The organism is Mesorhizobium sp. LEGMi-168a, from assembly GCF_058312955.1.
In genome coordinates this window covers 1-23,545 of record NZ_JBZEGV010000030.1, presented here as the reverse complement: position 1 = coordinate 23,545, position 23,545 = coordinate 1, and the positions used below count along the sequence as shown (strand labels likewise).

Below are 23,545 nucleotides of genomic sequence, written 5' to 3'. Positions count from 1 at the left end.
CTCCGTCGGGATATAAAGAGTTCTTTATATCGTTATCTGATTTTGTTCAAGGCGAATGGTGATCGGCCGCGATTCAGTGCGCGGTCTTCACCATGTCCACCTGGGTTTCGGTAATTTCGTCATGCAGTATGTGGTCGAGCCGCTCGGCGACCACCTGGTCGTCGCGGCGGATCTCCCGCTTCCAGGGCTGGCGGCCCTTCAGCACGCCCGATTCATCGACGATCTCCGCGACATACTCTTCCTGGCGGTAGGCCATCACATGGACGCCGGCGACGCCCGGAATTTCCTTCACCTCGTTGATGATGTCGATGCAGAGCTGCTTGCCTTCCTTCTTCTGGTCCTGCGCGCCTTCAAGCCGCTTGATCACCGCTTCGGGAATGTGGATGCCCGGCACGTTGGAGCGGATCCATTTGGCCGTCTTGGCGGAAGCCAGCGGCCCGACGCCGCACAGGACGAAGACTTTTTCGGTGTGGCCGAGGTCGCGCGCCTTCTGCATGAAGGTTCTGAACATCGGCACGTCGAAGCAGTACTGCGTCTGCACGAACTGCGCGCCCGCGGCGATCTTCTTGCCGAGATGGATCGGGCGGAAATCGAAAGGCGGCGCGAAGGGGTTGACGGCAGCACCCAGGAAGACCTGCGGCGGCGTCGTCAGCTTGCGGCCGGACAGGAACTTGCCGTTGTCGCGCATGATGCGGATGGTTTCGAGCAGCGACATGGAATCGAGGTCGAAGACCGGCTTGGCGCCCGGCTGGTCGCCGGCCTGCACACCGTCGCCGGTGAGGCAGAGCATATTGGCGACGCCCATCGCCGCGCCGCCCAGCACGTCGCCCTGGATGGCGATGCGGTTCTTGTCGCGGCAGGCGATCTGCATGATCGGGGCATAGCCCATGCGGGTGAGCAGCGCGCAGATGCCCACCGACGACATATGGCAATTGGCGCCCGATGCATCGACCGCGTTGATCGCATCGACCCAGCCGTCGAAGATCTTGGCGCGGTTGTAGACGTCTTCCGGATCGGCGCTGTCTGGCGGGTTGAGCTCGGTCGTCACCGCGAACTCGCCGCGCCGCAGCACGCGCTCCAGCCGGCCGCGCGACGTGTGGCCGGGCAGAGGATCGAGCGGCAAGTGGATGCCGGCCGGGTTCTCGTCGCGCTGGCGGGCGTTCATGCCGAAGCTCCGGGGTTTTGGGTCGTTTCCCGCGCGGCGGCGGCCTGCGCCGTCACCCTCAGCCAGGCCGAGGTTTCGCGCAGCGACTGATCGACCGGCTTCTGCACGGTGAGGATCTTGTCGCCATGCACCATGTTGCGCGAGCCTTCCCAGGCCTTGACCCAGACGCAGGGCATGTCCGGCTCGACCTCGCAATTGCCGTTGGCGCGCACGCCGCCGCACGGGCCGTTGCGCAGTTGCTTCGGGCAGTTCATCGGGCACGACATGCCGGTCGACGACAGGATGCATTGGCCGCACATGCGGCAGTCGAACATGAAGCCCTTGACGCGCTTCTCGACGAATTTCACCGGCGCCTCGACGCGGCCATAGCCGATGCCTTTCCACAGCGGATGCAAGAGCAGGAAGACATCCGCGAACCTGCTGTAGAACCATTCGAGCAATCGCGAATGGCGGATCGACCACAGACGCACCGCAAAGGTGCGCTGGACGCGCCGCTGCGGCGACACGTCGGCAGGCTTGTAGTCGGACTTCGGCGCTGCCTTCTTGACCAAAGTGGCCTGGGTAACCGTCGGCTGCTTCTCAGACATTTTCTTTCCCGCCAGCCTTGACCAGAGCGACCAGCCGCTCGCGGTCATATTTCGTGTCGAGTTCCTGGTAGGCTTTCTCGACCTCGGCCTCGATGTCGTCGCCGACCGGAACCGGATCGGCCTTGCGCCATTCCGCCAGATAGTCGTCGGTGCCGCCGGCGCCGGTGCGCATGGCGCACATGTCGATCGCCTCGGTGAAGCGCAGCGGCAATTCACGCTTGGCGTTCTGCCGGCCCTTCTTGACGATGACCTGTGCAGGGATGTCGCGCCAATAGACGACGATCAGATCGGCCATGAAACTCTTGCTCCTTGATGCTGCGAGCATTGCCGCAAGCGCCATGAGGCCGCTTGTTATGGGACGACGCGCGCGCCTTCAAAAGCGACGCTGTCGATGACGCAAAGCGAATGCCGAAAATCCGTCGCCGGCTGACTACCAGATGCGCTTCGTGAGACCGGTCCAGAGATAGAACCAGATCGTCGGGTGATACCATTGCTTCGACGGCAGTCCGGGATCGATCGTCGCGAGCTTTCCGACCAAGGCGTCGCTGACTGCCTCGACGCAGATATCGCGGGAAAATGCAGCCTGGCGCAGCGCGTAGCTGGCGATGGTGTCGCCAGGTTTCGGCTTGCCGCGCGCCTGCTTCAGCACGCCGCCGGTGTCGACGCCGGCATCGACCAGGTGCACGGTGGTGCCGAAATTCTGCGCGTCGCTGGAGGCCAGCGCCCAGTAGCCGCCATTCATGCCGCGATATTTCGGGGCGATGCCGGCATGATAGTTGAGAACCGGGCAAGGCATCTTCGCGAGGATATCTTTGGACAGCAGTCTGCAGCCGGAAAGCAGCACGACGCCGGGCTTGATCTTGTCGATCGCCTGGAGACATTCCGGCCCGTTGGCGGAAGGCACATGGACGATCGCCTGGCCTGGGCGAGGCTCCGTCTCTAGCTTCTCCTCGGTAATCAGGCGCGCGGCCTGGCCGGCAAGGAACCGTTTGCCGAGCCTGGTCAGCACCATCGTGCCGAGCTGGCCGATGGCCGAGATCCAACCCTGGCGACGGGCGCGGCCGAGCAGCAAACGTTTTTTCGATTCAGGGGTTTCGAGGATGACGCTGACCGGGCCGACGCGATCGGCGATGGCGTTGACGATGGCCCAGATATGCGGGCCACCTTCGGTGACGACCACGATCGGTCGCGGACTGGATTCCGACGCTGCCATGGCAAGCACCCGCTCATAAAAACCGGGCGGATGCTATGCGGGGCGGGTTAATCCTTGGTGTGCCACGACCTTGGTCAGTTGTGCAGGCCCGACTCAGCGCTTGAGTTCCATGATGTCGAGCTTCGATTCGTAGTAGGGCGCGGGGAATTCGATGCGCCATTCGGTGGCGCTGTTGCGGAAGGCGTAGCCGACCTGGTCGCTTTCGGGGCCGCTGCCATAGGGCTTGGCCTTGTCGTCGTTGACCGAGAACGAGCCGAGATAGATGGCGCGCTTCTCACCGTCGTCGAAGAAGCGGCCCTGGGTGCGCTGCGAGCCGCTGATCTTCTGCAACCGCCAGCCGGAACCATCGTCCGTCACCTTGCATTTGAACCAGCCATAGATGACGAGCGGGCTTAAGCCGCCTGCCTTGATGGTGCGGCATTTCCAGTTGCCGGTCAGATCCTTGTCGGAGAAGGCGACCAACGGCTTGGCAAGCAGCGCATCGAGCTCTCTGACCTCGGCCGGATCGCCTGCCTTCGCCTCCTCGAGCGCTGCCTTGCGCGTCTCGCCATATTTGTCGAGCCGCGCCTTGTCGGCGGCGGTGATCAGTTTCTGCACTTCGCCGTCGGCATGGGCCGGCAGGGCGAAGCCGATCAGGCAAAGGGCGGCAAGCAGCCGGCGAGGGGTCATGATGTATTTCCCGGATTGGTGGCTGGAACAGTTGTTTTGTCTTCTGGCGCACAACTTACCCGTTCGCGGGCCGCTGTCATCCGTGCTTAACAGCGTGAGAGCGGAAATGGCGGTGATCGATGCGTATCTTGCTCACGGGATCGTCCGGTTGGTTGGGCAGCGCACTGGCGCCGAGGCTGAAGTCACTCGGCCATGAAGTGACCGGCCTCGACCCGGTTCCGTCGGCGCAGACTGAGGTGGTTGGTTCGGTTGCCGATCGCGAGCTCGTCCTGCGGACGGTCAACGAAAACGGCATCGAAGCCATCGTCCACAGCGGTGCGCTGCACAAGCCGAACATCGAGCACTATGATAATGCTGACTTCGTCGCGACGAACGTGCAAGGGACGCTCAATCTGCTCGACGCGGCGGTGGCGACGGGCGTACAGCGCTTCGTCTTCACCTCGACGACATCGCTGATGATTTCGCAAGCGATCCGAGCCGGCTTTCGGGGCGGTGCGCGCAAGGCGGCCTGGCTGACGGAAGACATGTCGCCGGAGCCGCGCAACATCTATGGCGTGACCAAATTGTCCGCCGAGCATCTCTGCCGCCTCTATCATATCGAGCACGGGTTGCCGGTAGTGGTGCTGCGCACGGCCCGCTTCTTTCCCGAAGCCGACGACATGGCGCATGCGATCGAGCAGTCCGACGCCAACACCAAGGCGAACGAGCTGCTGTTCCGGCGACTGACGGTTGAGGACGCGGCGGAGGCCCATGTTGCGGCGTTGGACAAGGCGCCGAGCCTTGGCTTCGACCTCTTCATCGTCTCGGCGCCGACACCGTTCCGGCCGGAGGATTGCGCCGAGCTGATCGCCGACGCGCCGGCCGTCGTCGCTCGCTATTTTCCTGGCTGCCCCAGGCTCTATGCGAGGAAGGGCTGGACAATGTTCTCCTCGATCGACCGCGTCTACGACCCGTCGCGGGCGAGGCAGCGGCTGGGCTTCGTGTGCAAGACGAGTTTTGCCGATGTGCTGACGGCGCTCGAAGCAGACGCGTGAGAACCTCAGGCGTCGCCTGCCGCCCGCGCCAGTTCGGCCGTTAGGTCGCCATAGCCGGTAGAACGGCGCTCATAGGCGAGGCCGAGCATGGCCGCGGCTTTCTCGGCGACCTTGTCGAGCTCCGGATCGTCGGTCTGCGCGAGATAGATCAGCTTCTCGTAATTGCCGAAATAGTCCTCGATCAGCTCGGGATGCCTGTCGAGGCCGAGCGGCTTGATGAAGAAGGCATCGAACTGGCGGCAGAGGAAGTCGGTCATGTAGAACGACATCATGTCGTCGTCGGCGACTTTCGCATAGGCATCCATGCCCTGGTAGAAGGCAAAGCAGTGCGGGCCGGCCATGCGCTCGACGCCATGCTTCTCGATGACGCGGTCGAGCAAGCCGCCGGTGCCGCAATCGGCATAGCCGACGAAGATGTGCTCGTAGCCTTCCGCCTTGGCCTTTTCGATCGCCTTGTCCATGGCCGGCGCGATTCGGTCCGGATAGAAATGGAACTCGGCCGGCAGACAGGTCAATTCGAGATGATCGAGCTTTAGCTGCTGCTTGACGGCCAAAACCTCGCGCGCAATCATCCCGCAGGCGATGACGAGCAGCCTGTCAGTTTGATTCGGTTTCGTTTTTTGCGTCTTGACCAAGTCGGGCCGGCTTTCGCTGCGGGGCTTAATATCTGTCGAGGGAGACACCGTCCATGAAACTGCTACGCATCGCGCCGATGGTCATTCTTGCCTGCGCGCTTGCACTCACCGCCTGCGCCAACACTATCCGGGGTGTCGGCAAGGACGTCAAATCGACGGCGAGGGCGGTCAAAGACACTGTCAACTGATCGGCAGCCTCGTCCATCATCTGGGAACAAAAAAGCCGCGCTGCAAGGCGCGGCTTTTCTTGTAGGTCCATCCTGATGCCCTGGGATCAGGCAGACGCGCGAACGTTGTGCTTGCGCTTCATGAAGTCCTTGGCGGTCTCGACCGCCACCGCGGCGTCGCGGCAATAGGCATCGGCGCCGACGGCTTTGCCGAATTCCTCGTTGAGCGGCGCGCCGCCGACCAGCACGACATAATCGTCGCGGATGCCCTTTTCCTTCATCGTGTCGATGACGACCTTCATGTAGGGCATGGTGGTGGTGAGCAGCGCCGACATGCCGATGATGTCGGGCTGGTGCTGCTCGATCGCGTCCAGGTATTTTTCGACCGCATTGTTGATGCCGAGGTCGATGACGTCGAAGCCGGCGCCCTCCATCATCATGCCGACGAGGTTCTTGCCGATGTCGTGGATGTCGCCCTTGACGGTGCCGATCACCATCTTGCCCTGCTTGGGCGCGCCGGTGGCGGCAAGCAGCGGACGCAGGATCGCCATGCCGGCCTTCATCGCGTTGGCCGAGAGCAGCACTTCCGGCACGAACAGGATGCCGTCGCGAAAATCCTCGCCGACGATGCGCATGCCTTCGACCAGCGCCTCGGTCAGCACCTTGTACGGCGCCCAGTTGCGCTCGAGAAGGATATGAGTGCCTTCCTCGATCTCTTCCTTCAGCCCGTCATAAAGGTCGTCGTGCATCTGCTGCACGAGTTCCTCGTCGGAAAGCTCGGAAAGGATGATCTCGTCGTCGGACATTTTTTCTCGGGCTCCTTGCTGCTCGGAACGCTTGTTGCAGCTTAAAAATCGATGCGCCAATACCTAACCCGCGAGGGCAAGGTAGCCATAGCTGATTTGCGACTTCCCGCAAAAGGAAAGCGACTGAAAAGTTGGCGCTTTTCTTGTCGATTTTGCGACAGGCGTTGGCGCTGGCGGGCCGTTTCCAATAGGGTGCATAGCTACGATCCGGAAAGAAGCGGCGGCAAACCGACCGCGAGCCAATTCAGGCCAAATCTAATAGGAAGAACGATCATGAGCGATAACGCGGCAGTCGAACAGGAAGCGTCAGGTGGACGACGCGGACGCGGCGCCAGCGGCGGCGCGGCGGCCAGACGCGCGGCGCGCGCCGGTGGCGGTCCAGGCACCCAGCTCACCTATATCAAGCGCAAGATCAACGTCTATGAGGTCCTCGACGAGGAAGGCCTGGCGCTGATCGAGAAGAACACCGACACGGTGCTGGAAGAGATCGGCATCATTTTTCGCGACGACGCCGAGGCGCTCGCGCTGTGGAAGGAGGCCGGCGCCGACGTCAAGGGCGAGCGCGTGCATTTCCCCAAGGGGCTCTGCCGCTCGCTGCTCAAGACCGCGCCCTCCATCTACACCCAGCATGCGCGCAATCCGGAGCGCTCGGTGCAGATCGGCGGCAATGCGACGGTGTTCGCGCCGGTCTACGGCCCGCCCTTCGTGCGCGACCTCGACGGCAACCGCCGTTATGCCACGATCGAGGATTTCCAGAATTTCGTGAAGCTCGCCTATATGGCGCCGTCGATCCACCATTCCGGCGGCACGGTGTGCGAGCCGGTCGACGTGCCGGTCAACAAGCGCCATCTCGACATGGTGTATTCGCACATCCGCTATTCGGATAAGCCGTTCATGGGCTCGGTCACGGCGCCGGAGCGGGCCGAGGATACGGTGGCGATGGCCAAGATCGTGTTCGGCGACGACTTCGTCGAGAACAACACGGTGCTGACCAGCCTGATCAACGCCAACTCGCCGATGGTGTTCGACGAGACCATGCTCGGCGCGCTGAAGGTCTATTCGCGCCACAACCAGGCCTGCATCGTCACGCCCTTCATCCTGGCCGGCGCGATGAGCCCGGTGACGGTCGCCGGCACGCTGACGCAGGTCCTGGCCGAAGTGCTCGCCGGCGCCTCGTTCACGCAGTTGATCCGGCCGGGCGCGCCGGTGCTGTTTGGCACCTTCGCCTCGTCGATCTCGATGCAGTCTGGCGCGCCGACCTTCGGCACGCCGGAGCCGTCGCTGGTCTCCTACGGCGCCGCACAGCTCGCCCGCCGGCTCGGCCTGCCGTTCCGCACCGGCGGCTCGCTCTGCGCTTCCAAGGTCCCTGACGCGCAGGCAGCCTATGAGAGCGCCAACACGTTGAACTCCACGATCCTCGCCGGCGCCAATTTCGTGCTGCATTCGGCCGGCTGGCTCGAGGGCGGTCTCGCCTCCTGCTACGAAAAATTCATGATGGACATCGACCAGCTCGGCATGACGCAGAAATTCTCGGAGGGCGTCGACCTGTCGGAAAACGGCCAGGCGATGGATGCCATCCGCCAGGTTGGCCCGGGCAGCCATTATCTCGGCTGCGACCACACGCAGGCGAATTTCCAGACCGCCTTCTACCGCTCCAACATCGCCGACAACAATTCTTACGAGCAGTGGCTGGCCGAGGGCGAGAAGACGGCGCCGCAGCGCGCCAACGAGCTCGCCCGCCGCTGGCTGGAAAGCTACGAGGCGCCGCATCTCGATCCGGCGATCGACGAGGCGCTGAAGGAGTTCATCGCGAAGAAGAAGGGTTCGATGCCTGACGCCTTCACTTGAAAGGAGCCCGAGTCAGGCCGGGCTAAAGTCGCCAACATCATTCACAAGGAAGTCTGGCGGAGCGCGTTCTCCGACCCGGACCGGAAGGGATGATTTTTTCGCGCGGCACGATTGATGGAATCGCGGCCGCGTTGGCAACCAATGGCCTGATCCTTCGTGGTGGCTTTCGCTTTGCCAGCGCCGAAGCCGCGCCCGAAAGTCTTTCAGGTGCGCCGGCAAGGTCCGTCTTGCTGGTCGGGCAGGCGGGCGCGGCGCCCTGGCCGCATTTCCGGCGCTGGCTGGAGCGGCAGGCGAGGGGCATCGCCAACCCGCTTGATACCTGGTCGCGCGACGTGATCGGCGCGGTCGCGCTAGAATTCGGCGCCCGCATGGTGTCGCCTTCCGACAGGCCCTATCTGCCGTTCCAGCAATGGGCGATGCGGGCGGAGCGGCTGAAGCCGTCGCCGCTCGGCATCCTCATGCATCCGGAGTATGGGCTCTGGCACGCTTACCGCGGCGCGCTGCTGTTCGAGGAGGAGATTTTCCTCCCTGAATCTGAAGAGGCAATTCATCTCTGCGACAGATGCGCCGAAAAACCCTGCCTAAAATCCTGTCCGGTCGATGCCTATTCCGAGCAGGGTTTTGCTCATGAGTCTTGCCTCGGCCATGTGCGCGGACCTCAAGGTGGGCCTTGCCGGACCGGCGGCTGCCTCGACCGCAATGCCTGCCCGTACGGCACGGAATATCGCTATCCACCGGAGGTGCAGGCCTTTCACATGGCGAGTTTCGCCGGTCTGTAAACCTTTGCCATTGCTCGCACAAAATCTTGAATGCAGCTGAACGGTTGCCGCTTGTCCAGAGGGCGCGCGGAGATATGTATCGCGCAGCAATAAACGGAGCGCGCAATGACGAAGCAGGACATCGAGATCAGGACCCGGGACGGTACAGCCAAAGCAGGGCTGTTTCGCCCGGCGGCACCGGCCAGGGCCGGCGTTGTCATCTACATGGATATTTTCGGCCCCCGCCCGGCTCTCGACCAGATGGCCGAGCGCCTCGCTGGGCATGGCTATGCCGTGCTTGTGCCCGATCTCTTCTACCGCAGCATGCCCTATGGCCCGTTCGACCCGAAGACCGCTTTTGGCGAGGAAAGGACAAAGGCTCAACTGACGGCGTTGCGAAATGAGACGACGCAGGACATGACGATCCGCGACGGCAAGGCCTTTCTCGATGCCCTGGCGGAAGTTGTCGCCGGACCTGTCGGCGTCGTCGGCTATTGCATGGGCGGCGCGCGGGCGTTGAACACCGCGGCGGCCTATCCTGATCGCATCGCTGCGGCGGCCAGCTTCCATGGCGGCAATCTGGCAAGCGATGCGCCCGACAGTCCGCACCGCAAAGCGACGTCGATCAAGGCGCGGGTCTATGTCGGCGTCGCGGGTATCGACGGCAGCTTTCCGCCCGAACAGTCGGCGCGGCTAGCAGAGGCGTTGCGCGTGGCCGAGGTCGACCACGTGATTGAGAACTATGTCGACATGGCGCATGGCTGGTGCATCAAGGACCACAGCGTCTATGACGAAGCGGGGGCCGAGCGCCACTGGAAGCGGCTGGTGACTTTCTTTGGCGAAACACTCGGCTAGCCTGTCTCGCCGTTCTCGGAGAAGCACCGCGTAGCGCGAGCCTTCGAATGTTCGCGCCGCCCCTCATCCGCCCTTCGGGCACCTTCTCCCCGTTGAACGGGGAGAAGGAAAAGGCAGCTCCACAAAAAAATCTTTCCATCGCCCCAAGGATTGGCCATTAGCCTTCGTCCAACAGGCAAATGACGGCGATGATGCTGGACAGCGAAGCCTCCGATGCCGAATTGATCGGGCGGGCGAGGGGCGGAGACAGGGGGGCTTTCGGCAAACTGCTCGAAAGGCACTATGGCTTCGTCTATCGCGCCGCCTATCGCTGGTGCGGGCGCAAGGCGGACGCCGAGGACATCGCCCAGGACGTCTGCGTGCGGCTCGGCCGGGCGATCCGCGACTACCAGGGCAACGGCGCCTTCACAACCTGGCTCTACGCCATGACGCTGAACGCGGCGCGCGACATGATGCGCAAGCGCGCCCGCGATACCGCCAAGACCGAAGCCTTCGGCACCTATGCGCTGATTGCGGGATCGGGCTCGGCGGAGGCCCAGGACCCGACCGAGGCGCTGTGGGCAGCGGTGCGCATGCTGCCGGACAAGCAGTGCGACGCTGTGCTGCTCGTCTATGGCGAAGGGCTGAGCCACGCTGCGGCCGCCGAGGTGATGGCGATCTCGGAGACGACGGTTTCCTGGCACATCCATGAAGCGAAGAAACGGCTGAAGGTGCTCATGCGTTCAGCCGGGGAAGTGTGACCATGGTCGACGATAACGAACTCGAAAGGCTGCGCGACCTCGCAGTTCCAGCGCCAGACGACGAGGCGAAAGCTCGCGCGTTCGCCGCCGCGATGCGTGCCTTCGACGGCCAAGAAAAAATTTCGACCGCCACCCAAGGATCGCCGGCAGGTCTTCGTCTCACGGAGCGAGCACAAAAGCTCTGGAGAGAGATCATGCAACGGAAACTCATTACCACGCCGGCCATCACCGCGCTGGTCGCGCTGCCTATTGCCGGATATGCCGCTTTTGAGATGTTGAAGGAACAGCTGCCCGTCATCGGCGGCAACGGGAAGATCACCGAAACGGTGGCCGACAAGCCGGCGGCACAGAAGCCAGTGGTCGAGCAGCCGGCGATCAACGAACCGCTCGCCGCGGCGCCCGCCAGGGAGAAGAAGACCGACGCCGACAGCGAAAGGCGCGTCGAGGACGAGGCGCAAGGTGCGCCGGCGTCGCCGCCGAAGCCGGCGACCGAGGTCGATAGCCTGGCCAAGCAGGAGATGGCGCCCGAGGCGATGCCGGCGCCACCGGCTGCGCCGGCAGAGAGCGGTCAACTCGCGTCCGGCGGGCGCGCGAATGCTCAAGCGCCCTTAGCGGCGATGCGGTCTGCCCAGGCGCCAGCCGGCGCAGCCGCCGATTCCAAACTGATGGTGCAGCCGGCGCCGATGCCGACCGATCAGTTGCAGCCGCAGGAGGAAAACCGCGACCGTATCGAGACCTTCAAGACCAATCCGGTGCATGAGACCGCCCAGGATCCGGTCTCGACCTTCTCGATCGATGTCGACACCGCCTCCTACTCCTTCGTGCGCCGGTCGCTGAAGGAAGGCACGCTGCCGGACCCCGATACGGTTAGGGTCGAGGAGATGATCAACTACTTCCCCTACGACTGGAAGGGTCCGGACTCGGCCGCAACGCCGTTCAATTCGACCGTCACTGTCATGCCGACGCCGTGGAACGAACACACCAAGCTGATGCATGTCGCCATAAAAGGCTTCGACGTGAAGCCGGCCGAGCAGCCCAAGGCCAACCTGGTGTTCCTGATCGACGTGTCGGGCTCGATGGACGAGCCGGACAAGTTGCCGCTCTTGAAGTCGGCCTTCCGGCTGCTGGTCAGCAAGCTCAAAGCCGACGACACCGTCTCGATCGTCACCTATGCCGGCGATGCCGGCACGGTGCTGATGCCCACCAAGGCAGCCGAGAAGGAGAAAATCCTGTCCGCCATCGACAATCTGGCGCCCGGCGGATCGACGGCCGGCGAGGCGGGCATCAAGGAAGCCTACAAGCTTGCGCAGCAGTCCTTCGTCAAGGACGGCATCAACCGGGTGATGCTTGCCACCGACGGCGATTTCAATGTCGGTCAGACCGATGACGATGATCTCAAGCGGTTGATCGAGAAGGAGCGCAAAACCGGCGTGTTCCTCTCGGTGTTCGGCTTCGGCCGCGGCAATCTGAACGACCAGATGATGCAGACCATCGCCCAGAACGGCAACGGCACGGCGGCCTATATCGACACGCTTGCCGAGGCCGAGAAGGTGCTGGTCGAGGACGCGTCCTCGACGCTGTTCACCATCGCCAAGGACGTCAAGATCCAGGTCGAGTTCAATCCGGCTACGGTCTCCGAATATCGACTGGTCGGATATGAGACGCGCGCCTTGAAGCGCGAGGATTTCAACAATGACCGCGTCGATGCCGGCGACATCGGCTCTGGCCATTCGGTGACGGCGGTCTACGAGATCACGCCGAAGGGCAGCGGCGCCGAACAGGTCGATCCGCTGCGCTACGGCCAGGCGAAGGTCGACAATGGCGGCGTCGCCAACGCGGACGAATACGCCTTCGTCAAGATCCGCTACAAGCTGCCGAACGAGAATGTCTCCAAGCTGATCACCACGCCGGTGACCAAGGGCAATGAGGTCGCATCCTTCGACGAGGCCGGCGCCGACCAGCGCTTCTCGGTCGCGGTCGCCGCCTTCGGGCAGAAGCTGCGCGACGAGGATCAGACGGCGAATTTCGGCTACGACCGGATCCTGGAGATCGCCAACGCCGCTCGCGGCGCCGATCCGTTCGGCTACAGAGCCGAATTCCTGTCGCTGGTGCGCCTGGCCTCGTCGCTCGGAACCAGCAAGTAGGACGTTCGGCGCTTTCTTGAACAAAAGGCCGGCGGGGAAAACCCGCCGGCCTTTTTGCAGATCGTTAAATTGCACGGCTTTTCCGGAACCTCATCGCAATGCCCCCCTGTTAGTCAAAGCCGATAGAGGACTTTGAGGGGCTGGAATTGCATATCACCGGGAATGTGGCGTCGACCGCGGGCAATCTTCAGGCGCGGGCACCATCCGCGCCATCAGCCGACTCCACGCGCATCAAAAGTGATGTCGAGGCGGCCCGCAACACGGCGCTTTCGGCGCTCAACAACGATCGCTTCCGCGTGATGCTGGAGCAGATCAGCGATCCGCGGACGTCCGGCGCGTTGATGACGATGGGCGCCGGCAGCAACGACAGCGCCGCTACCGACCTCAATACCGCGCTGTCGCGCTACGCTGAAAACAGCGAATAAAGCGGGACCATTTTCAGGCGCGGCTGCGCCGGCGCTCGCGGCGGCCCTCGCCTGCGTCGCCTGCGCTCGCCGTCTTGTTGCGCATCGGGCCGATGCGCTCGACGATCGTCTCGACGGTCGGGCGCGCCGATTTTTTATGCGCGTCGAGTGCCTTGCGCATCGCGGCAAGATGGGCGAACGAGGTGCCGCAGCAACCGCCGACGATCTTTGCGCCGGCGTCGACCGCCAGCCGGACATAGTCGGCCATCAGCTCGGGCGTGCCGGAATAATGGATCTCGCTGCCGCGGAATTCCGGGATGCCGCAATTGCCCTTGACGATCACCGTCGCCTCTGGCTTCGCGTCTGTCATGTCGAGCAGCGACGAGAGGATATCGGACGCGCCAACGCCGCAATTGGCGCCGACGCCGAGCGGCGCCTGCGACAGCCCGTCGGCTACGCCATGGATGTCCTTCGGCAAAAGCCCCATCATGGTGCGGCCGGCGGTGTCGAAGGAACCGGTATAGGTATAGGGCAGGCCGACGCGGATCGCAGCTTCCGCCGCGGCGCGGATCTCGTCGGGCGCCGACATGGTCTCGATCCAGGCGACTTCGGCGCCGCCGGCCTTGAGGCCCTCGATCTGCTCGGCAAAGGCATCGACCGCATCCTCGTAGGTCATGGCGCCAAGCGGCACCAGCAACTCGCCGGTCGGGCCGACGGAGCCGGCGACGATAACCTTGCGGCCGGCCTTGTCGGCGACGGAGCGGGCGATCTCGGCGGCACGCTTGTTCAGTTCGCGCACCCGGTCCTGGGCATGATGCAGCTTCAGCCGGTGGCGGGTGCCGCCGAAGGAGTTGGTCAGGATGATGTCGGCGCCGGCATCGACGAAATTCTGGTGCAGGCTGACGATGGTTTCGGGCGACGTCTCGTTGAGCAGCTCGGGCGCTTCGCCGGCCTCGAGGCCCATCGCGAACAGATTGGTGCCGGTGGCGCCGTCGGCCAGCAGCACGCCCTTTTCAGCAATCAGCGCGTCGATCGGATTGGTCGCGGTCATGGCTTTGGCTTTCGTGTCCTGAATTCGGATAACGATATAAAGAAGTCTTTATATCTAGTCAATGAATTTGCGGCCGCAGCGGTGCCAACATGATGGCCGGCAGTCTTCAGACAGAGCCTGAGGGGAAGGACATACCGGCCAGCTTCTGCGTGAAGCTCGCGGCCTCATGCGCGTTGACGTCGGCGGCGCGGATCAAGTTGTCGAAATGGCTGGTCAGGGTGCGGATCGGCTGGGTGGCGCTCAGCACCAGATACATGTCGCCGACATAGATTGCTGCGCGGTAGGGCCCGAAGATCGTGTAGGGGATCGAATAGCGCATGCGGCCGTCATAGAGGAACAGGCGGAAGGTCGGGTAAAGGTCGTCGAGCAGGGTCGCCATGTGCAGCAATTGCCTGCGGCGCTCGGCCTCGGGGAAGCGGTCCCAGACGCCGAGTCCGCGTGCGAAGATCTCCAGTGTATGGCGCGGCATGCAGACCTCCATGTCGGTCTCGGGGCGCCTGTTGTAGTCGATGCGGTATTGCGTTTCGCCGGCCTGCGCCTCGCGGCTCTTGTTGGCGATGCCGGCCTCGTAGTCGACCAGCGCGTCGGTGCGTAAAAGGTCCGGAATGCCTGCGGGAACATAGCGGATTTTCGTGCCGGCCGCCTCGGCGTGCCACTTGGCGAGCAGCGTGCGATCGAAGCCGTCAGGCGCTTCCTCGATCTCCAGGCTCTCGCGGATCTCGCCGGTAACGCCTTCGTCATGGCTCAAGCCCAGCAGCCAGTCGAGCGATACCTTGAACTCGGCGGCGATGTTGAGAAGCGTCTCGGCGCGGGGCAGGCGGGTCGAAGCGCCCGAAAGCAGCTGCGAGAGCGCCGAACGGTCGATGCCGACGGCGGTCGCGAAGGCCGACTGGTTCAAGTCGGAGCGTGTCAAGAGCAATTTCAGACGCTCCCGGAAGATCGTCGACAGATCACGCTTGTCCATGACACTTCTCCTGGTCGAGGGAGGAAAAATTTGCGCTAGCGGGCGTCCCAGTGTCGACGCCAGCGGAAATGAATCCCCAAGTTTGTTTACAATACATAACATGTGCCGTCAAAAATGCGCGTTCGCAACAGTTTGTGCGCTTTGTCGCGTTGCGACAACGCATGGCTCCTGACACAATGTTGTCAGGAATCAAACTGGTTCCGGCGACTGGAGGGCAGTGGTCGATAGCATGACTGGCATAAGCAAGAGACGCAGCATCACCCCGGCCGTGGAATGGCCGACGGTATTCCTCACACTTTTCTGCTACGGCACATGGCTCGCCACCGGCTTGCTGCTTTGGCCCTCCTATCCGCTGCTGGCGCTCGCAGCGCTCGCCTTGATACTGGCGCTGCAATCCTCGCTGATGCACGAAGTGCTGCACGGGCACCCGACGCGCAACGCCAGGATCAATGAAGCCTTCATCTTCCTGCCGATCGGCATGGTCTGGCCGTTCCGCCGCTTCAAGACGATCCATCTCCGCCATCATGCCGACGAGCGGCTGACCGATCCGCTGGACGACCCGGAAAGCTATTATCAGGCGCTCTGGATGCATGCGGAAATGCCGCCGGCGATGAAATTCCTGCTCAAGATCAACAACACCATGGTCGGCCGCTTCATTCTCGGCCCGTGGCTGTCGTCGGTCGGCTTCTTCATCGATGACGCCAGGCAGATGGCCGCCGGCGACAAGGCGATCCGCAAGGCCTGGCTGCTGCATGCCGTCGGCCTTGCCGTGGTTGTGCCGATCGTGACGTTCGGCTTCGGCATCCCGCTTTGGCTCTACATATTGGTGCCGGTGTGGCTCGGTCAGTCGCTGATCTCCGTCCGCACCTATGCCGAGCATCAATGGTCGGAACATCCGGAGGGCCGCACGATCATCGTCGAGCGGTCGCCGCTCTCGTTCCTGTTCCTCAACAACAACCTGCATTTCGTGCACCACAAGAGCCCGACGGTCGCCTGGTACAGACTACCGAAGATGTTTCGCGATCGCCGCGAAGAATGGCTGCGGATGAACAATGGCTATGTCTATCCGAATTATTTCGCACTGATCAAATCCTTTGCCTTCAAGGCCAAGGAGCCGGTGGTGCATCCGGCGTTGCGCCGCGCGCCGGAACCCGGACGGGCCTTCAAGCCGCGCGTCAGGGCGCGTAATGTGAATGGACTTGGAACGGCTCCGGTGCCGGCTGAGCCGCCCAAGGAATAATTCGACCTTCCGCGACTGTTTTTTTAGCCGCGGGACGCAGGCGCCGATGGCTGCCTGTTTTTGAAAGCTGTTCATCATGAGTAAGTTCGTTGCGGCCCTGCCGATGTATGACTGGCCTGAAGAGCGTGGCGAGGTCGACGCGCAGTGGGCACGGCTTCGCGACGCCTTCCGGCAGAAGGGCATCGATGCGCCGGAAGCGACGGCGCGCAGCAATCGCGACCTGCCGCCGGTGCCCGGTGGCATCCGCGACGGCGACGGAAAGCTGATCGCCCCCGATCCGGCGACGCTGCCTCCGGACGAGTTCGATTTCCACCAGCTTTGGCTGAGCCCGGCGCTGCTCTTCGGGCAAACCTGCTGGGGGCCGATGGAACTCGGCCTGGCCCGGCATGTACAGGTGGTTGCCCAGCCGAGCTACGACGCTTGCGAGGGCGGGCGGGGCGAGCTCTATTCCAGTGCGCTGGTGATGCCGGCCGACGGTGGACCGTCGGTTGCGTCGCCTGCAGATGGCAAGGCCGTCGTCCCGCTCGATCTCATCCGCGGCAAGCGTTTCGTCTTCAACAATCCAGATTCGATGTCCGGGCTGCTCGGATTGACGCGAGACCTCGAGGCGATGGGCGAGAGTCTCGACACCTTCGGCTCGCGCAGCGAGAGCGGTGGCCACCGGTCATCGATCGTGGCGGTCGCCGAGGGCAGGGCCGATGTCGCCGCCATCGACTGCCAGAGCTGGGCATTGGCGCAGCGTTTCGAGCCGGCGGCGCGGCGCGTCAAGGTGGTCGGCTGGACGGCCAGGCGCAAAGGGCTGCCGTTCATTACCGCCAGGACCACACCGGTGGACGTCATTGCGGCCATGCGCGAAGCCCTCGCCGAGCTTGGTTTGGGCGTGTCAGTTGCCAAGCAGCCTTTCGTCGAGCGGGTAGGCTGAGAGCTTCTCGTTGCCCGTTTCGGTGATCAGGATCTGTTCCTCGATCTTGACGCCCTCGCGCCCGCCGAGCCTGCCGATATAGCTTTCCACGCACAGCACCATGCCGGCTTCGAGCACGCCGTCGGGCGTGTCGTCCGTCCAGTCGCCGGCATGCAGCAGGGTCGGGTATTCGTCCGCCAGGCCGACGCCGTGATAGAGCACGCCGTAGCGCGCCGGGAAGCAGTCGCCGGGCGGCACCGCCGAGCGCTCGACCAGATCGCGGAAGGAGATGCCCGGCCGCATCAGTTCGGTGTTGTGGGCGATCTGGTCGGCTGCAATGCGGAACAGGTCGCGCTGCTCGTTCGACGGCCTGCCGTCGCCGCAGAGCCAGGTGCGCGAGAGGTCGGCGCAGAAGCCGTAAGGGCCGATGAGGTCCGTATCGAAGGCGACGAGATCGCCGTTCTCGATGACGCGTGACGAACATTCCTGGAACCAGGGGTTGGTGCGCGGGCCGGACGACAGAAGCCGGGTCTCGATCCATTCGCCGCCGCGCGCGATGTTGCCGCGATGCAGCTCCGCCCATAGTTCGTTCTCGGAAATGCCCGGCTTCAGCGCTGCTTCCATCTCGCCCATCGCCGCTTCGCAGGCGACGATGGCGCGCCGCATGGCGAGGATCTCGTCCGGCGATTTGATGAGGCGCGCGTTCTCCATCACCGCCTCGCCATTGCCGACTGTGATGCCCCGGCGGGCAAGCTCGTCAACGCCTTCCGGGTTGATATGGTCGACGGCGATGCGACGGTTGCCGCCGCCGTGTTCGGCAACGAGATCGGCGATACCGGCGGCCCAGCGGCGGACTTTCCGGACGGTCAGCTCGCCGCTGTAGAGATACATCCACGACACCGCCGGACGCACCTCGTCGACGACGCCGGCATGGTCCGACAGGTGCTCGCAGGAGAAATAGTCGAACAGCACCACCGTGCCTTCCGTCGCCACGAAACAATGGCGTGTCGGATTGTGCGCGACCCAGGGCTGCATGTTGGTCGAATCCGTCGCGTAGCGGATGTTGACCGGGTCGTAGAGCAGGGCGCCAGCATAGTCGCGCCGCTTGAGCTCGGCGCGGATGCGCTCGAGCCGGTAGCTTCGCATGGCCGGCAGGTCCGGAGCGGCAATGCCGGCCGCCGCCCATTCGGCTTCGACTGTCGCGCCATAGCCCAGCACATGCTGGTTGAGCGCGGCTGCCTTCTCGCGGGAAGCCTCGCGCAGCGCTTCGACCGAACCCGGCTCGAACGGCATGATCTTGCGGTGGCGGCCGAAGCGTAGTTTGTCCATGCGGTTCCCCCCGGGCGCTCTATTGCGCCTTGATCCTGCGAAGTCTGGTGATCGTGACCTGGCGGGTCGCCGGCGCGCTGCCAAGCAGTTGAGGCACCGCGATGCGCCGATGGACGGTGTCCATCCCGTAGCCGGCCTCGGCGATCCTGTCGAAAATGACAGAAGCCGGTTCTTCGTCATCCGCCAGGACAAGCACCGCGGGTTCGCGAATCGACTTGGAGAAATCGGGGATCTCGTCGTCGAGCACGATCAGATCGGGATCGACCAGGCGAAGATTGCCGATCCAGAACCAGTTTGAAACCACTGTACCGACCGGTCCGTCGGCCGTCAGCTGACTGTGGAGCGAAGCGTAGTCGATCCGCACGATGCCGCCGCGGTTGTCGCCGCCATGGACGTGCATGTACCAGCTCGCCGGCAGCATCAGGATGGCGATCACGGCGCCGACGAAGACGATCGTGGCTTGCGTCTTCCTGCCCCTTTCTCCCATCATGTCCAGGCGCATGGCGAGGGCAGCCGGCAGCAGCACAAACACAGGCAGCATCCAGCGATCGCGAAACTTCGTGATGCCGCCGGCGAGCACCACCGCCAACGTGATCACCACGGCAAAGCCAATCGCGCGCCAGAGCAGCTTTTCGGACCATAGTCCAGGTCCGGATGGTGGTGCGGGTTCCTTGCGTGCCAGGAAAAACGCGACGGCAAAGACCGCCACCGGAAGCCCGGCAAAATTGAGTATCGCATTGCCCAGGCCGAGAACGCCGCGAGACAAGGTCTTCGCAGCGCTGCCACCCTCTGCGACGCCCAAGCCCCCGCTGTGGGCCAACAGGTCTCCCAGATGCGTCAGGCTCCAGTAGAATGTCGGCAGGCACACAAGGACCGCCACGACCACGCTGATCAGGAAACGACGGTCGAAGATCGCGTCGCGCGTTTCGCGAAAGGACAGAGCCGCAACGAACAGCGCGGCAATGAAGATGACGATGTTGTATTTCGACAGCATCGCCGCGGCGGTCGCCAGGCCGAGCAGCACGTAGGCGACTGTGGATCGCTGTTTCTGCACCTCGACCAGCGCCAGGAGCAGCAGCGCTGAAAAACAAAAAACCGCGACCGAGTGGGTGAGTGCGTGCTGCATCTCCCACGCGATCTGCGGAAAGAGCAGCAGGCCGAACATGGCGGCGGCCGCCGCGCGGGTCGAGTAGCCCAGGCGGCGCACGGCGGCGAAGCATGCGATCAACCCACCGGCCAGCAGGGCGTATTTGACGATCTTGAGCGCGAGGATGTTGGTTCCGACCAGCGAGGCCGTGAGAATGCCGAGCCAGGTGTATAGAGGCGGCTGCGAGCTGCCATAGCCGGCCGCGAGGAACCGCATCGCCATCAGCTGTTCGGCGTCGTCGACACCGACACCAGTTCCGACGAAGTGGGACGAGAGCGTCATCACCACGATCTGGACAAGGCAGTATGCAAGGACAAATGCGGTCGCGGCGCTGAAAGGGCCGACCCGTCCGTCAGTGAGCCAGTCGGTCCATTTCTCTAGCAACTGCAAGGAGGTCGTCTTCTCATCTAATGTGTTGGTGGCCGGTTGCTATATAGCCGGCCACCCACGAGATCCGAAAGTGGTACAGGTCCTTATGCGCGCATCTTCTCGCCGCTCGGGTCGAAGGGCGGCTCGACATTGATGCGGGCCGGGCGGCGGTGGCCGAGGATCTCGATCTCGAACAGGCCGGCGCTTTCGTCCTCGGCAAGGGCCGCGGGCACATAGCCCTGCGCCATCGACTTCTGCACATAATGCGCATAGCCGCCCGAGGTCACCCAGCCGACGACGCGCCACTCGCCGTCGACGATGCCGCGCACGGCGGAGGCGCCTTCGGCGGCCTTGGAGCCGCGCACTTCCTTGCCCGTCTCATCGAAGCGCGGCGCGCCATAGCCATGCGGCTTTTCCACCGTGCCATAGTCCTTGCTGACCTTGGCCCAGATCGGCTCGTCGCCCATCACGTCGGCGTCAATCGCGTCGACGATGAAGGAGACACGGCGCAGCTTCGGCCCTTGCGCCTGCTCCTTGGCTGACGCCTCGCGGCCAACAAAATCGTTCTTCTCCAGCTTGATGAAGCGGTCCATCGAGCCTTCGAACGGGCCGTAGATCGGGCGCAGTTCGCGGAACCAGGTCGGGAAGTTCTTTTCCAGGCGCATCGACAGCAGAGCGCGCATGCCGAAATCGACGAGGCCGAATTCCTCGCCGGCGTCCTTGATCGCGTGATAGACAAGTCGCTGATAGGCTGGCGCCATCCAGATCTCGTAGCCGAGGTCGCCGGTGTAGGTGATGCGGTTGACCATGCAGGGCGCGCCGCCCACCGCCATCTCGCGGAAGTCCATGAAGCGGAAGGCCTTGGTCGAGACGTCGACATCGACCAGCTTCTGCAGCAGGTCGCGCGATTTGGGTCCGGCGATGGAAAGACCGACCAGCGTCTGGTCGAAGCGGTGGATGCGAACCTCTGATGCCTTTGGGCCGTCCTTCGGCAGGTGCTTCTCGAACCAGCGCATATGGTACTTCTGCGCCGCCGACGAGCCCCAGATCATGAAGCGGTCCTCGCCGGTCTTGGCGATGGTGAAGTCGCCGATCAGCTTGCCGAATTCGTTGACCATCGGGGTCAGCACGATGCGGCCAACTTTAGGCATGCGGTTGGTCATCAGCCGGTTGAGGAAATCCTCCGCCGCCGGTCCGGAAACCTGATATTTGGCGAAGTTGGCGATCTCGGTGACGCCGACCTTTTCGCGCGTGGCGCGCACTTCCTCGCCGATCGGCCCGAAATCGTTCGAGCGATGGAAGGAGACGATATCCTTCGGCTCTGTGCCCTTCGGCGCGAACCAGAGTGGGGTTTCCAGGCCCCAGCTATCGCCCATGACCGCGTTGTTGGCGAGCATGGTGTCGTAGAGCGGCGTCGTCTGCGCCGGACGCGCGGCGGGCAGTTCCTCGTTGGGGAAGCGGATCGAGAAGCGCCGCGAATAGTTCTCGCGCACCTTGGCGTTGGTGTAGCGCAGGGTCGCCCATTCGCCGAAGCGCGCGACATCCATGCCCCAGACGTCGAAGCCCGGATCGCCATGCACCATCCAGTTGGACAAAGCGAGGCCGACGCCGCCGCCCTGGCTGAAACCGGCCATAACGGCGCAGGCGCACCAGAAATTGGTCAGGCCCTGGACCGGACCGACCAGCGGGTTGCCGTCGAGCGCGAAGGTGAAGGGGCCGTTGATGATCTGCTTGATGCCGGCCTTTTCGATGCCGGGGAAATGCTTGAAGCCGATTTCCAGCGACGGCGCGATGCGGTCGATGTCGGGCTGCAACAGCTCGTGGCCGAAATCCCAGGGCGTGTTGACCGGCGACCACGGCTTGCAGGCCTTCTCATAGGTGCCGAGCAGGATGCCGTTCCGCTCCTGGCGGGTGTAGATCTCGCCCTTGAAGTCGAGCACGCCGATCATCTCGCGGCCGGTTGACTTGTTGAATGCCTCGACCTCCGGCATCGGCTCGGTCAAGAGGTACATGTGCTCCATCGCCAGCACCGGCAGCTCGACGCCGACCATGCGGCCGATCTCGCGCGCCCATAGGCCGCCGCAGTTCACGACATGCTCGGCGTGAACCGTGCCTTGTTCGGTGACGACGTTCCAGGTGCCGTCCGGCTGCTGCGTCAGGTCGACGACGCGGTTGCGCAGCACGATCTCGGCGCCGAGTTTTTTCGCCGCCTTCGAATAGGCGATCGTGGTGCCCGAAGGATCGAGATGGCCTTCGACGGGATCCCACATGGCGCCGACGAAATTCTTCTCGTCCATCAGCGGGAACATCGCCTTCGCTTCCGAAGGCGTGATCAGCTCGGTGTCCATGCCGAGATAGCGGCCCTTGGCGTGGGCAAGGCGCAGGAAGTCCATGCGCTCGGGCGTATCGGCCATCATCACGCCGCCGGTGAGATGCAGCGAGCAGGACTGGCCGGAGAGCTCCTCGATCTCCTTGTAGAGCTGCACTGTGTAGGCCTGCAGCTTGGCGACGTTGGGATCGCCGTTTAGCGTGTGGAAACCGCCCGCCGCGTGCCAGGACGAGCCGGAGGTGAGCTCCGAACGCTCGATCAGCATGATGTCGGTCCAGCCGGCCTTGGCGAGGTGATAGAGCACCGAGCAGCCGACGACGCCGCCGCCGATGACAACCGCTTTTACATGAGATTTCATACAGATAGGTCCGTTTTTAAAGAGACTGAATCGAGTGAGCGGGGCGTGAAAACAAAGCGGAGATCGGAGACGGCGATGTTTTCGGCCAGCTTGCCATCAAGCGCGGCAAGGATGGTTTCACAGACGGAAGTACGATGTTTCAGGACATCATGGTTCCAAAGACGCAGGATCGAATAGCCTTGAGCGCGCATGAAGTCGTCACGGCGGCGGTCATATGAGCTGCCGGCGTGTTGGTGTCCGTCGACTTCAACAACAAGCCATTTTTCGCGGCAGGCGAAGTCGGCAAAGAAAGGGCCGATGGAAAACTGACGCGTAAAGCGGCAGCCGCCGAGCTTGCGTGCCTTTAGTTCAAGCCAAAGCAAGGCTTCCGCTTGATTGCCAGCTTGCCGGAGACTACGCGCTCGCTCAGTTGTGCCTAGTTTGCGGCGACTTCGCGTTTCGCGAAGGGCTTCCCCCACTCCGTCGCCGCTTCGCGGCGCCACCTCTCCCCCCTCCAGAGGGAGAGGAAGGGCGCCAGCTGGAATCGCCCCGCGCCTTTCCTCTCCCCCGTCGATCGGGGGAGAGGTGTCGAGCGAAGCTCGACGGAGTGGGGGTTGACTGCCTGCGTGGCGCAAGCTGGGCGCCAGGTTGGTTGTTTCTTTTTTGCGGCGACTTCGCGTTTCGCGAAGGGCTTCCCCCACTCCGTCGCCGCTTCGCGGCGCCACCTCTCTCCCCTCCAGAGGGAGAGGAAGGGCGCCAGCTGGAATCGCCTCGCGCCTTTCCTCTCCCCCGTCGATCGGGGGAGAGGTGGGGGGCGTGGGGCGGAGGCGGGGGGGGGGGGGAGTGGGGAGGG

23 protein-coding genes are annotated in these 23,545 nt (G+C 63.5%); 10 read left to right on the top strand and 13 right to left on the bottom strand.

Features of this window, described 5'->3' with window-relative positions; translation table 11 throughout:
* Window positions 1-73: 73 nt before the first annotated feature.
* The 5 genes from AC4FWB_RS28100 to AC4FWB_RS28080 form a co-directional block, all read right to left on the bottom strand.
* Entirely contained in the window at window positions 74-1,165 is a 1,092-nt protein-coding gene (locus AC4FWB_RS28100; protein ID WP_491029493.1) for a methylenetetrahydrofolate reductase, read from the bottom strand.
* Complete coding sequence (locus AC4FWB_RS28095) at window positions 1,162-1,752, bottom strand: methylenetetrahydrofolate reductase C-terminal domain-containing protein (RefSeq protein WP_491029492.1); 591 nt, start codon at window positions 1,750-1,752, stop codon at window positions 1,162-1,164. Before AC4FWB_RS28095 ends, AC4FWB_RS28100 begins: the two co-directional genes overlap by 4 nt.
* A complete protein-coding gene (locus tag AC4FWB_RS28090) occupies window positions 1,745-2,047 on the bottom strand; it encodes a virulence factor (protein WP_066999671.1) in 303 nt (100 codons plus the stop codon). The genes AC4FWB_RS28095 and AC4FWB_RS28090 overlap by 8 nt, the downstream gene beginning before the upstream one ends.
* Before the next feature lie 135 nt (window positions 2,048-2,182).
* A complete protein-coding gene (locus AC4FWB_RS28085) occupies window positions 2,183-2,965 on the bottom strand; it encodes a formyl transferase (RefSeq protein ID WP_491029491.1) in 783 nt (260 codons plus the stop codon).
* 93 nt (window positions 2,966-3,058) lie between these two features.
* The gene (locus tag AC4FWB_RS28080) at window positions 3,059-3,634 is read right to left on the bottom strand and encodes a DUF4893 domain-containing protein (RefSeq protein ID WP_491029490.1); all 576 of its coding nucleotides are present in this window, start codon (window positions 3,632-3,634) and stop codon (window positions 3,059-3,061) included.
* A gap of 119 nt (window positions 3,635-3,753) precedes the next feature.
* Between AC4FWB_RS28080 and AC4FWB_RS28075 the strand changes: the two genes are divergently transcribed.
* Complete coding sequence (locus AC4FWB_RS28075) at window positions 3,754-4,668, top strand: NAD-dependent epimerase/dehydratase family protein (protein WP_491029489.1); 915 nt, start codon at window positions 3,754-3,756, stop codon at window positions 4,666-4,668.
* Window positions 4,669-4,673: 5 nt separating this feature from the next.
* Here the strand turns inward: AC4FWB_RS28075 and AC4FWB_RS28070 are convergent, their stop codons facing one another.
* Window positions 4,674-5,303 (bottom strand): DUF1638 domain-containing protein, encoded by a 630-nt coding sequence (locus tag AC4FWB_RS28070; RefSeq protein ID WP_491029488.1) that lies wholly within the window; start codon window positions 5,301-5,303, stop codon window positions 4,674-4,676.
* Window positions 5,304-5,356: 53 nt separating this feature from the next.
* Between AC4FWB_RS28070 and AC4FWB_RS28065 the strand changes: the two genes are divergently transcribed.
* Window positions 5,357-5,491, top strand: a complete 135-nt coding sequence (locus AC4FWB_RS28065; protein ID WP_491029487.1) for an EncA/B family entericidin — start codon at window positions 5,357-5,359, stop codon at window positions 5,489-5,491.
* Between the two features lie 86 nt (window positions 5,492-5,577).
* Here AC4FWB_RS28065 and AC4FWB_RS28060 read toward each other — a convergent pair whose 3' ends face one another.
* Window positions 5,578-6,276 carry a corrinoid protein gene (locus AC4FWB_RS28060; protein ID WP_126099636.1) on the bottom strand — a complete coding sequence of 233 codons (699 nt, stop codon included), beginning with the start codon at window positions 6,274-6,276 and terminating at the stop codon, window positions 5,578-5,580.
* A gap of 273 nt (window positions 6,277-6,549) precedes the next feature.
* Here AC4FWB_RS28060 and AC4FWB_RS28055 point away from each other — a divergent pair, with 273 nt between their 5' ends.
* From AC4FWB_RS28055 to AC4FWB_RS28030, 6 genes are all read left to right on the top strand, one after another.
* On the top strand, window positions 6,550-8,124 hold the full coding sequence (locus AC4FWB_RS28055) for a trimethylamine methyltransferase family protein (RefSeq protein ID WP_491029486.1): 1,575 nt from the start codon (window positions 6,550-6,552) through the stop codon (window positions 8,122-8,124).
* An 89-nt stretch (window positions 8,125-8,213) separates the two neighbouring features.
* On the top strand, window positions 8,214-8,903 hold the full coding sequence (locus AC4FWB_RS28050; protein ID WP_491029485.1) for a hypothetical protein: 690 nt from the start codon (window positions 8,214-8,216) through the stop codon (window positions 8,901-8,903).
* A gap of 105 nt (window positions 8,904-9,008) precedes the next feature.
* Window positions 9,009-9,737: a dienelactone hydrolase family protein gene (locus AC4FWB_RS28045; RefSeq protein WP_491029484.1), complete on the top strand. Its 729-nt coding sequence runs from the start codon at window positions 9,009-9,011 to the stop codon at window positions 9,735-9,737.
* Window positions 9,738-9,916: 179 nt separating this feature from the next.
* Window positions 9,917-10,477, top strand: a complete 561-nt coding sequence (locus tag AC4FWB_RS28040; RefSeq protein WP_491029483.1) for an RNA polymerase sigma factor — start codon at window positions 9,917-9,919, stop codon at window positions 10,475-10,477.
* Window positions 10,478-10,479: 2 nt separating this feature from the next.
* Window positions 10,480-12,621: a vWA domain-containing protein gene (locus AC4FWB_RS28035; protein WP_491029482.1), complete on the top strand. Its 2,142-nt coding sequence runs from the start codon at window positions 10,480-10,482 to the stop codon at window positions 12,619-12,621.
* 164 nt (window positions 12,622-12,785) lie between these two features.
* Window positions 12,786-13,046, top strand: a complete 261-nt coding sequence (locus tag AC4FWB_RS28030) for a hypothetical protein (RefSeq protein WP_491029481.1) — start codon at window positions 12,786-12,788, stop codon at window positions 13,044-13,046.
* Window positions 13,047-13,059: 13 nt separating this feature from the next.
* On the opposite strand, the gene bmt is transcribed toward AC4FWB_RS28030, so the two are convergent.
* Entirely contained in the window at window positions 13,060-14,076 is a 1,017-nt protein-coding gene (bmt, locus tag AC4FWB_RS28025; RefSeq protein WP_491029480.1) for a betaine--homocysteine S-methyltransferase, read from the bottom strand.
* A gap of 106 nt (window positions 14,077-14,182) precedes the next feature.
* Window positions 14,183-15,040: a helix-turn-helix domain-containing protein gene (locus tag AC4FWB_RS28020; RefSeq protein ID WP_491029479.1), complete on the bottom strand. Its 858-nt coding sequence runs from the start codon at window positions 15,038-15,040 to the stop codon at window positions 14,183-14,185.
* 229 nt (window positions 15,041-15,269) lie between these two features.
* On the opposite strand from AC4FWB_RS28020, the gene AC4FWB_RS28015 reads away from it, so the two are divergent.
* Together AC4FWB_RS28015 and AC4FWB_RS28010 are read left to right on the top strand one after the other, a co-directional pair.
* Window positions 15,270-16,280: a fatty acid desaturase gene (locus AC4FWB_RS28015; RefSeq protein WP_491029478.1), complete on the top strand. Its 1,011-nt coding sequence runs from the start codon at window positions 15,270-15,272 to the stop codon at window positions 16,278-16,280.
* A 76-nt stretch (window positions 16,281-16,356) separates the two neighbouring features.
* Complete coding sequence (locus AC4FWB_RS28010) at window positions 16,357-17,202, top strand: phosphate/phosphite/phosphonate ABC transporter substrate-binding protein (RefSeq protein ID WP_491029477.1); 846 nt, start codon at window positions 16,357-16,359, stop codon at window positions 17,200-17,202.
* Here the strand turns inward: AC4FWB_RS28010 and AC4FWB_RS28005 are convergent.
* From AC4FWB_RS28005 to AC4FWB_RS27990, 4 genes are all read right to left on the bottom strand, one after another.
* Window positions 17,164-18,510 carry a M24 family metallopeptidase gene (locus tag AC4FWB_RS28005; protein ID WP_491029476.1) on the bottom strand — a complete coding sequence of 449 codons (1,347 nt, stop codon included), beginning with the start codon at window positions 18,508-18,510 and terminating at the stop codon, window positions 17,164-17,166. The two genes, AC4FWB_RS28010 and AC4FWB_RS28005, sit on opposite strands and share 39 nt — an antisense overlap.
* A gap of 19 nt (window positions 18,511-18,529) precedes the next feature.
* Complete coding sequence (locus AC4FWB_RS28000; protein ID WP_491029475.1) at window positions 18,530-20,047, bottom strand: ArnT family glycosyltransferase; 1,518 nt, start codon at window positions 20,045-20,047, stop codon at window positions 18,530-18,532.
* 83 nt (window positions 20,048-20,130) lie between these two features.
* Window positions 20,131-22,713, bottom strand: coding sequence for a GcvT family protein (locus AC4FWB_RS27995; RefSeq protein ID WP_491029474.1), 2,583 nt, complete (start codon window positions 22,711-22,713; stop codon window positions 20,131-20,133).
* Window positions 22,710-23,171 carry an endonuclease domain-containing protein gene (locus AC4FWB_RS27990; RefSeq protein WP_491029529.1) on the bottom strand — a complete coding sequence of 154 codons (462 nt, stop codon included), beginning with the start codon at window positions 23,169-23,171 and terminating at the stop codon, window positions 22,710-22,712. Before AC4FWB_RS27990 ends, AC4FWB_RS27995 begins: the two co-directional genes overlap by 4 nt.
* Window positions 23,172-23,545: the final 374 nt, after the last annotated feature.

Excerpts from the sequence above, each read along its gene's own strand:
- AC4FWB_RS28035 (WP_491029482.1), top strand. The coding sequence starts at position 10,480 with ATGGTCGACGATAACGAACTCGAAAGGCTGCGCGACCTCGCAGTTCCA.
- AC4FWB_RS27995 (WP_491029474.1), bottom strand. The coding sequence starts at position 22,713 with ATGAAATCTCATGTAAAAGCGGTTGTCATCGGCGGCGGCGTCGTCGGC.
- AC4FWB_RS28020 (WP_491029479.1), bottom strand. The coding sequence starts at position 15,040 with ATGGACAAGCGTGATCTGTCGACGATCTTCCGGGAGCGTCTGAAATTG.
- AC4FWB_RS28050 (WP_491029485.1), top strand. The coding sequence starts at position 8,214 with ATGATTTTTTCGCGCGGCACGATTGATGGAATCGCGGCCGCGTTGGCA.
- AC4FWB_RS28065 (WP_491029487.1), top strand. The coding sequence starts at position 5,357 with ATGAAACTGCTACGCATCGCGCCGATGGTCATTCTTGCCTGCGCGCTT.
- AC4FWB_RS28010 (WP_491029477.1), top strand. The coding sequence starts at position 16,357 with ATGAGTAAGTTCGTTGCGGCCCTGCCGATGTATGACTGGCCTGAAGAG.
- AC4FWB_RS28040 (WP_491029483.1), top strand. The coding sequence starts at position 9,917 with ATGACGGCGATGATGCTGGACAGCGAAGCCTCCGATGCCGAATTGATC.
- AC4FWB_RS28095 (WP_491029492.1), bottom strand. The coding sequence starts at position 1,752 with ATGTCTGAGAAGCAGCCGACGGTTACCCAGGCCACTTTGGTCAAGAAG.
- AC4FWB_RS28055 (WP_491029486.1), top strand. The coding sequence starts at position 6,550 with ATGAGCGATAACGCGGCAGTCGAACAGGAAGCGTCAGGTGGACGACGC.
- AC4FWB_RS28100 (WP_491029493.1), bottom strand. The coding sequence starts at position 1,165 with ATGAACGCCCGCCAGCGCGACGAGAACCCGGCCGGCATCCACTTGCCG.
- AC4FWB_RS28045 (WP_491029484.1), top strand. The coding sequence starts at position 9,009 with ATGACGAAGCAGGACATCGAGATCAGGACCCGGGACGGTACAGCCAAA.
- AC4FWB_RS28075 (WP_491029489.1), top strand. The coding sequence starts at position 3,754 with ATGCGTATCTTGCTCACGGGATCGTCCGGTTGGTTGGGCAGCGCACTG.
- bmt (WP_491029480.1), bottom strand. The coding sequence starts at position 14,076 with ATGACCGCGACCAATCCGATCGACGCGCTGATTGCTGAAAAGGGCGTG.
- AC4FWB_RS28005 (WP_491029476.1), bottom strand. The coding sequence starts at position 18,510 with ATGGACAAACTACGCTTCGGCCGCCACCGCAAGATCATGCCGTTCGAG.
- AC4FWB_RS28080 (WP_491029490.1), bottom strand. The coding sequence starts at position 3,634 with ATGACCCCTCGCCGGCTGCTTGCCGCCCTTTGCCTGATCGGCTTCGCC.
- AC4FWB_RS28085 (WP_491029491.1), bottom strand. The coding sequence starts at position 2,965 with ATGGCAGCGTCGGAATCCAGTCCGCGACCGATCGTGGTCGTCACCGAA.
- AC4FWB_RS28060 (WP_126099636.1), bottom strand. The coding sequence starts at position 6,276 with ATGTCCGACGACGAGATCATCCTTTCCGAGCTTTCCGACGAGGAACTC.
- AC4FWB_RS28015 (WP_491029478.1), top strand. The coding sequence starts at position 15,270 with ATGACTGGCATAAGCAAGAGACGCAGCATCACCCCGGCCGTGGAATGG.
- AC4FWB_RS28090 (WP_066999671.1), bottom strand. The coding sequence starts at position 2,047 with ATGGCCGATCTGATCGTCGTCTATTGGCGCGACATCCCTGCACAGGTC.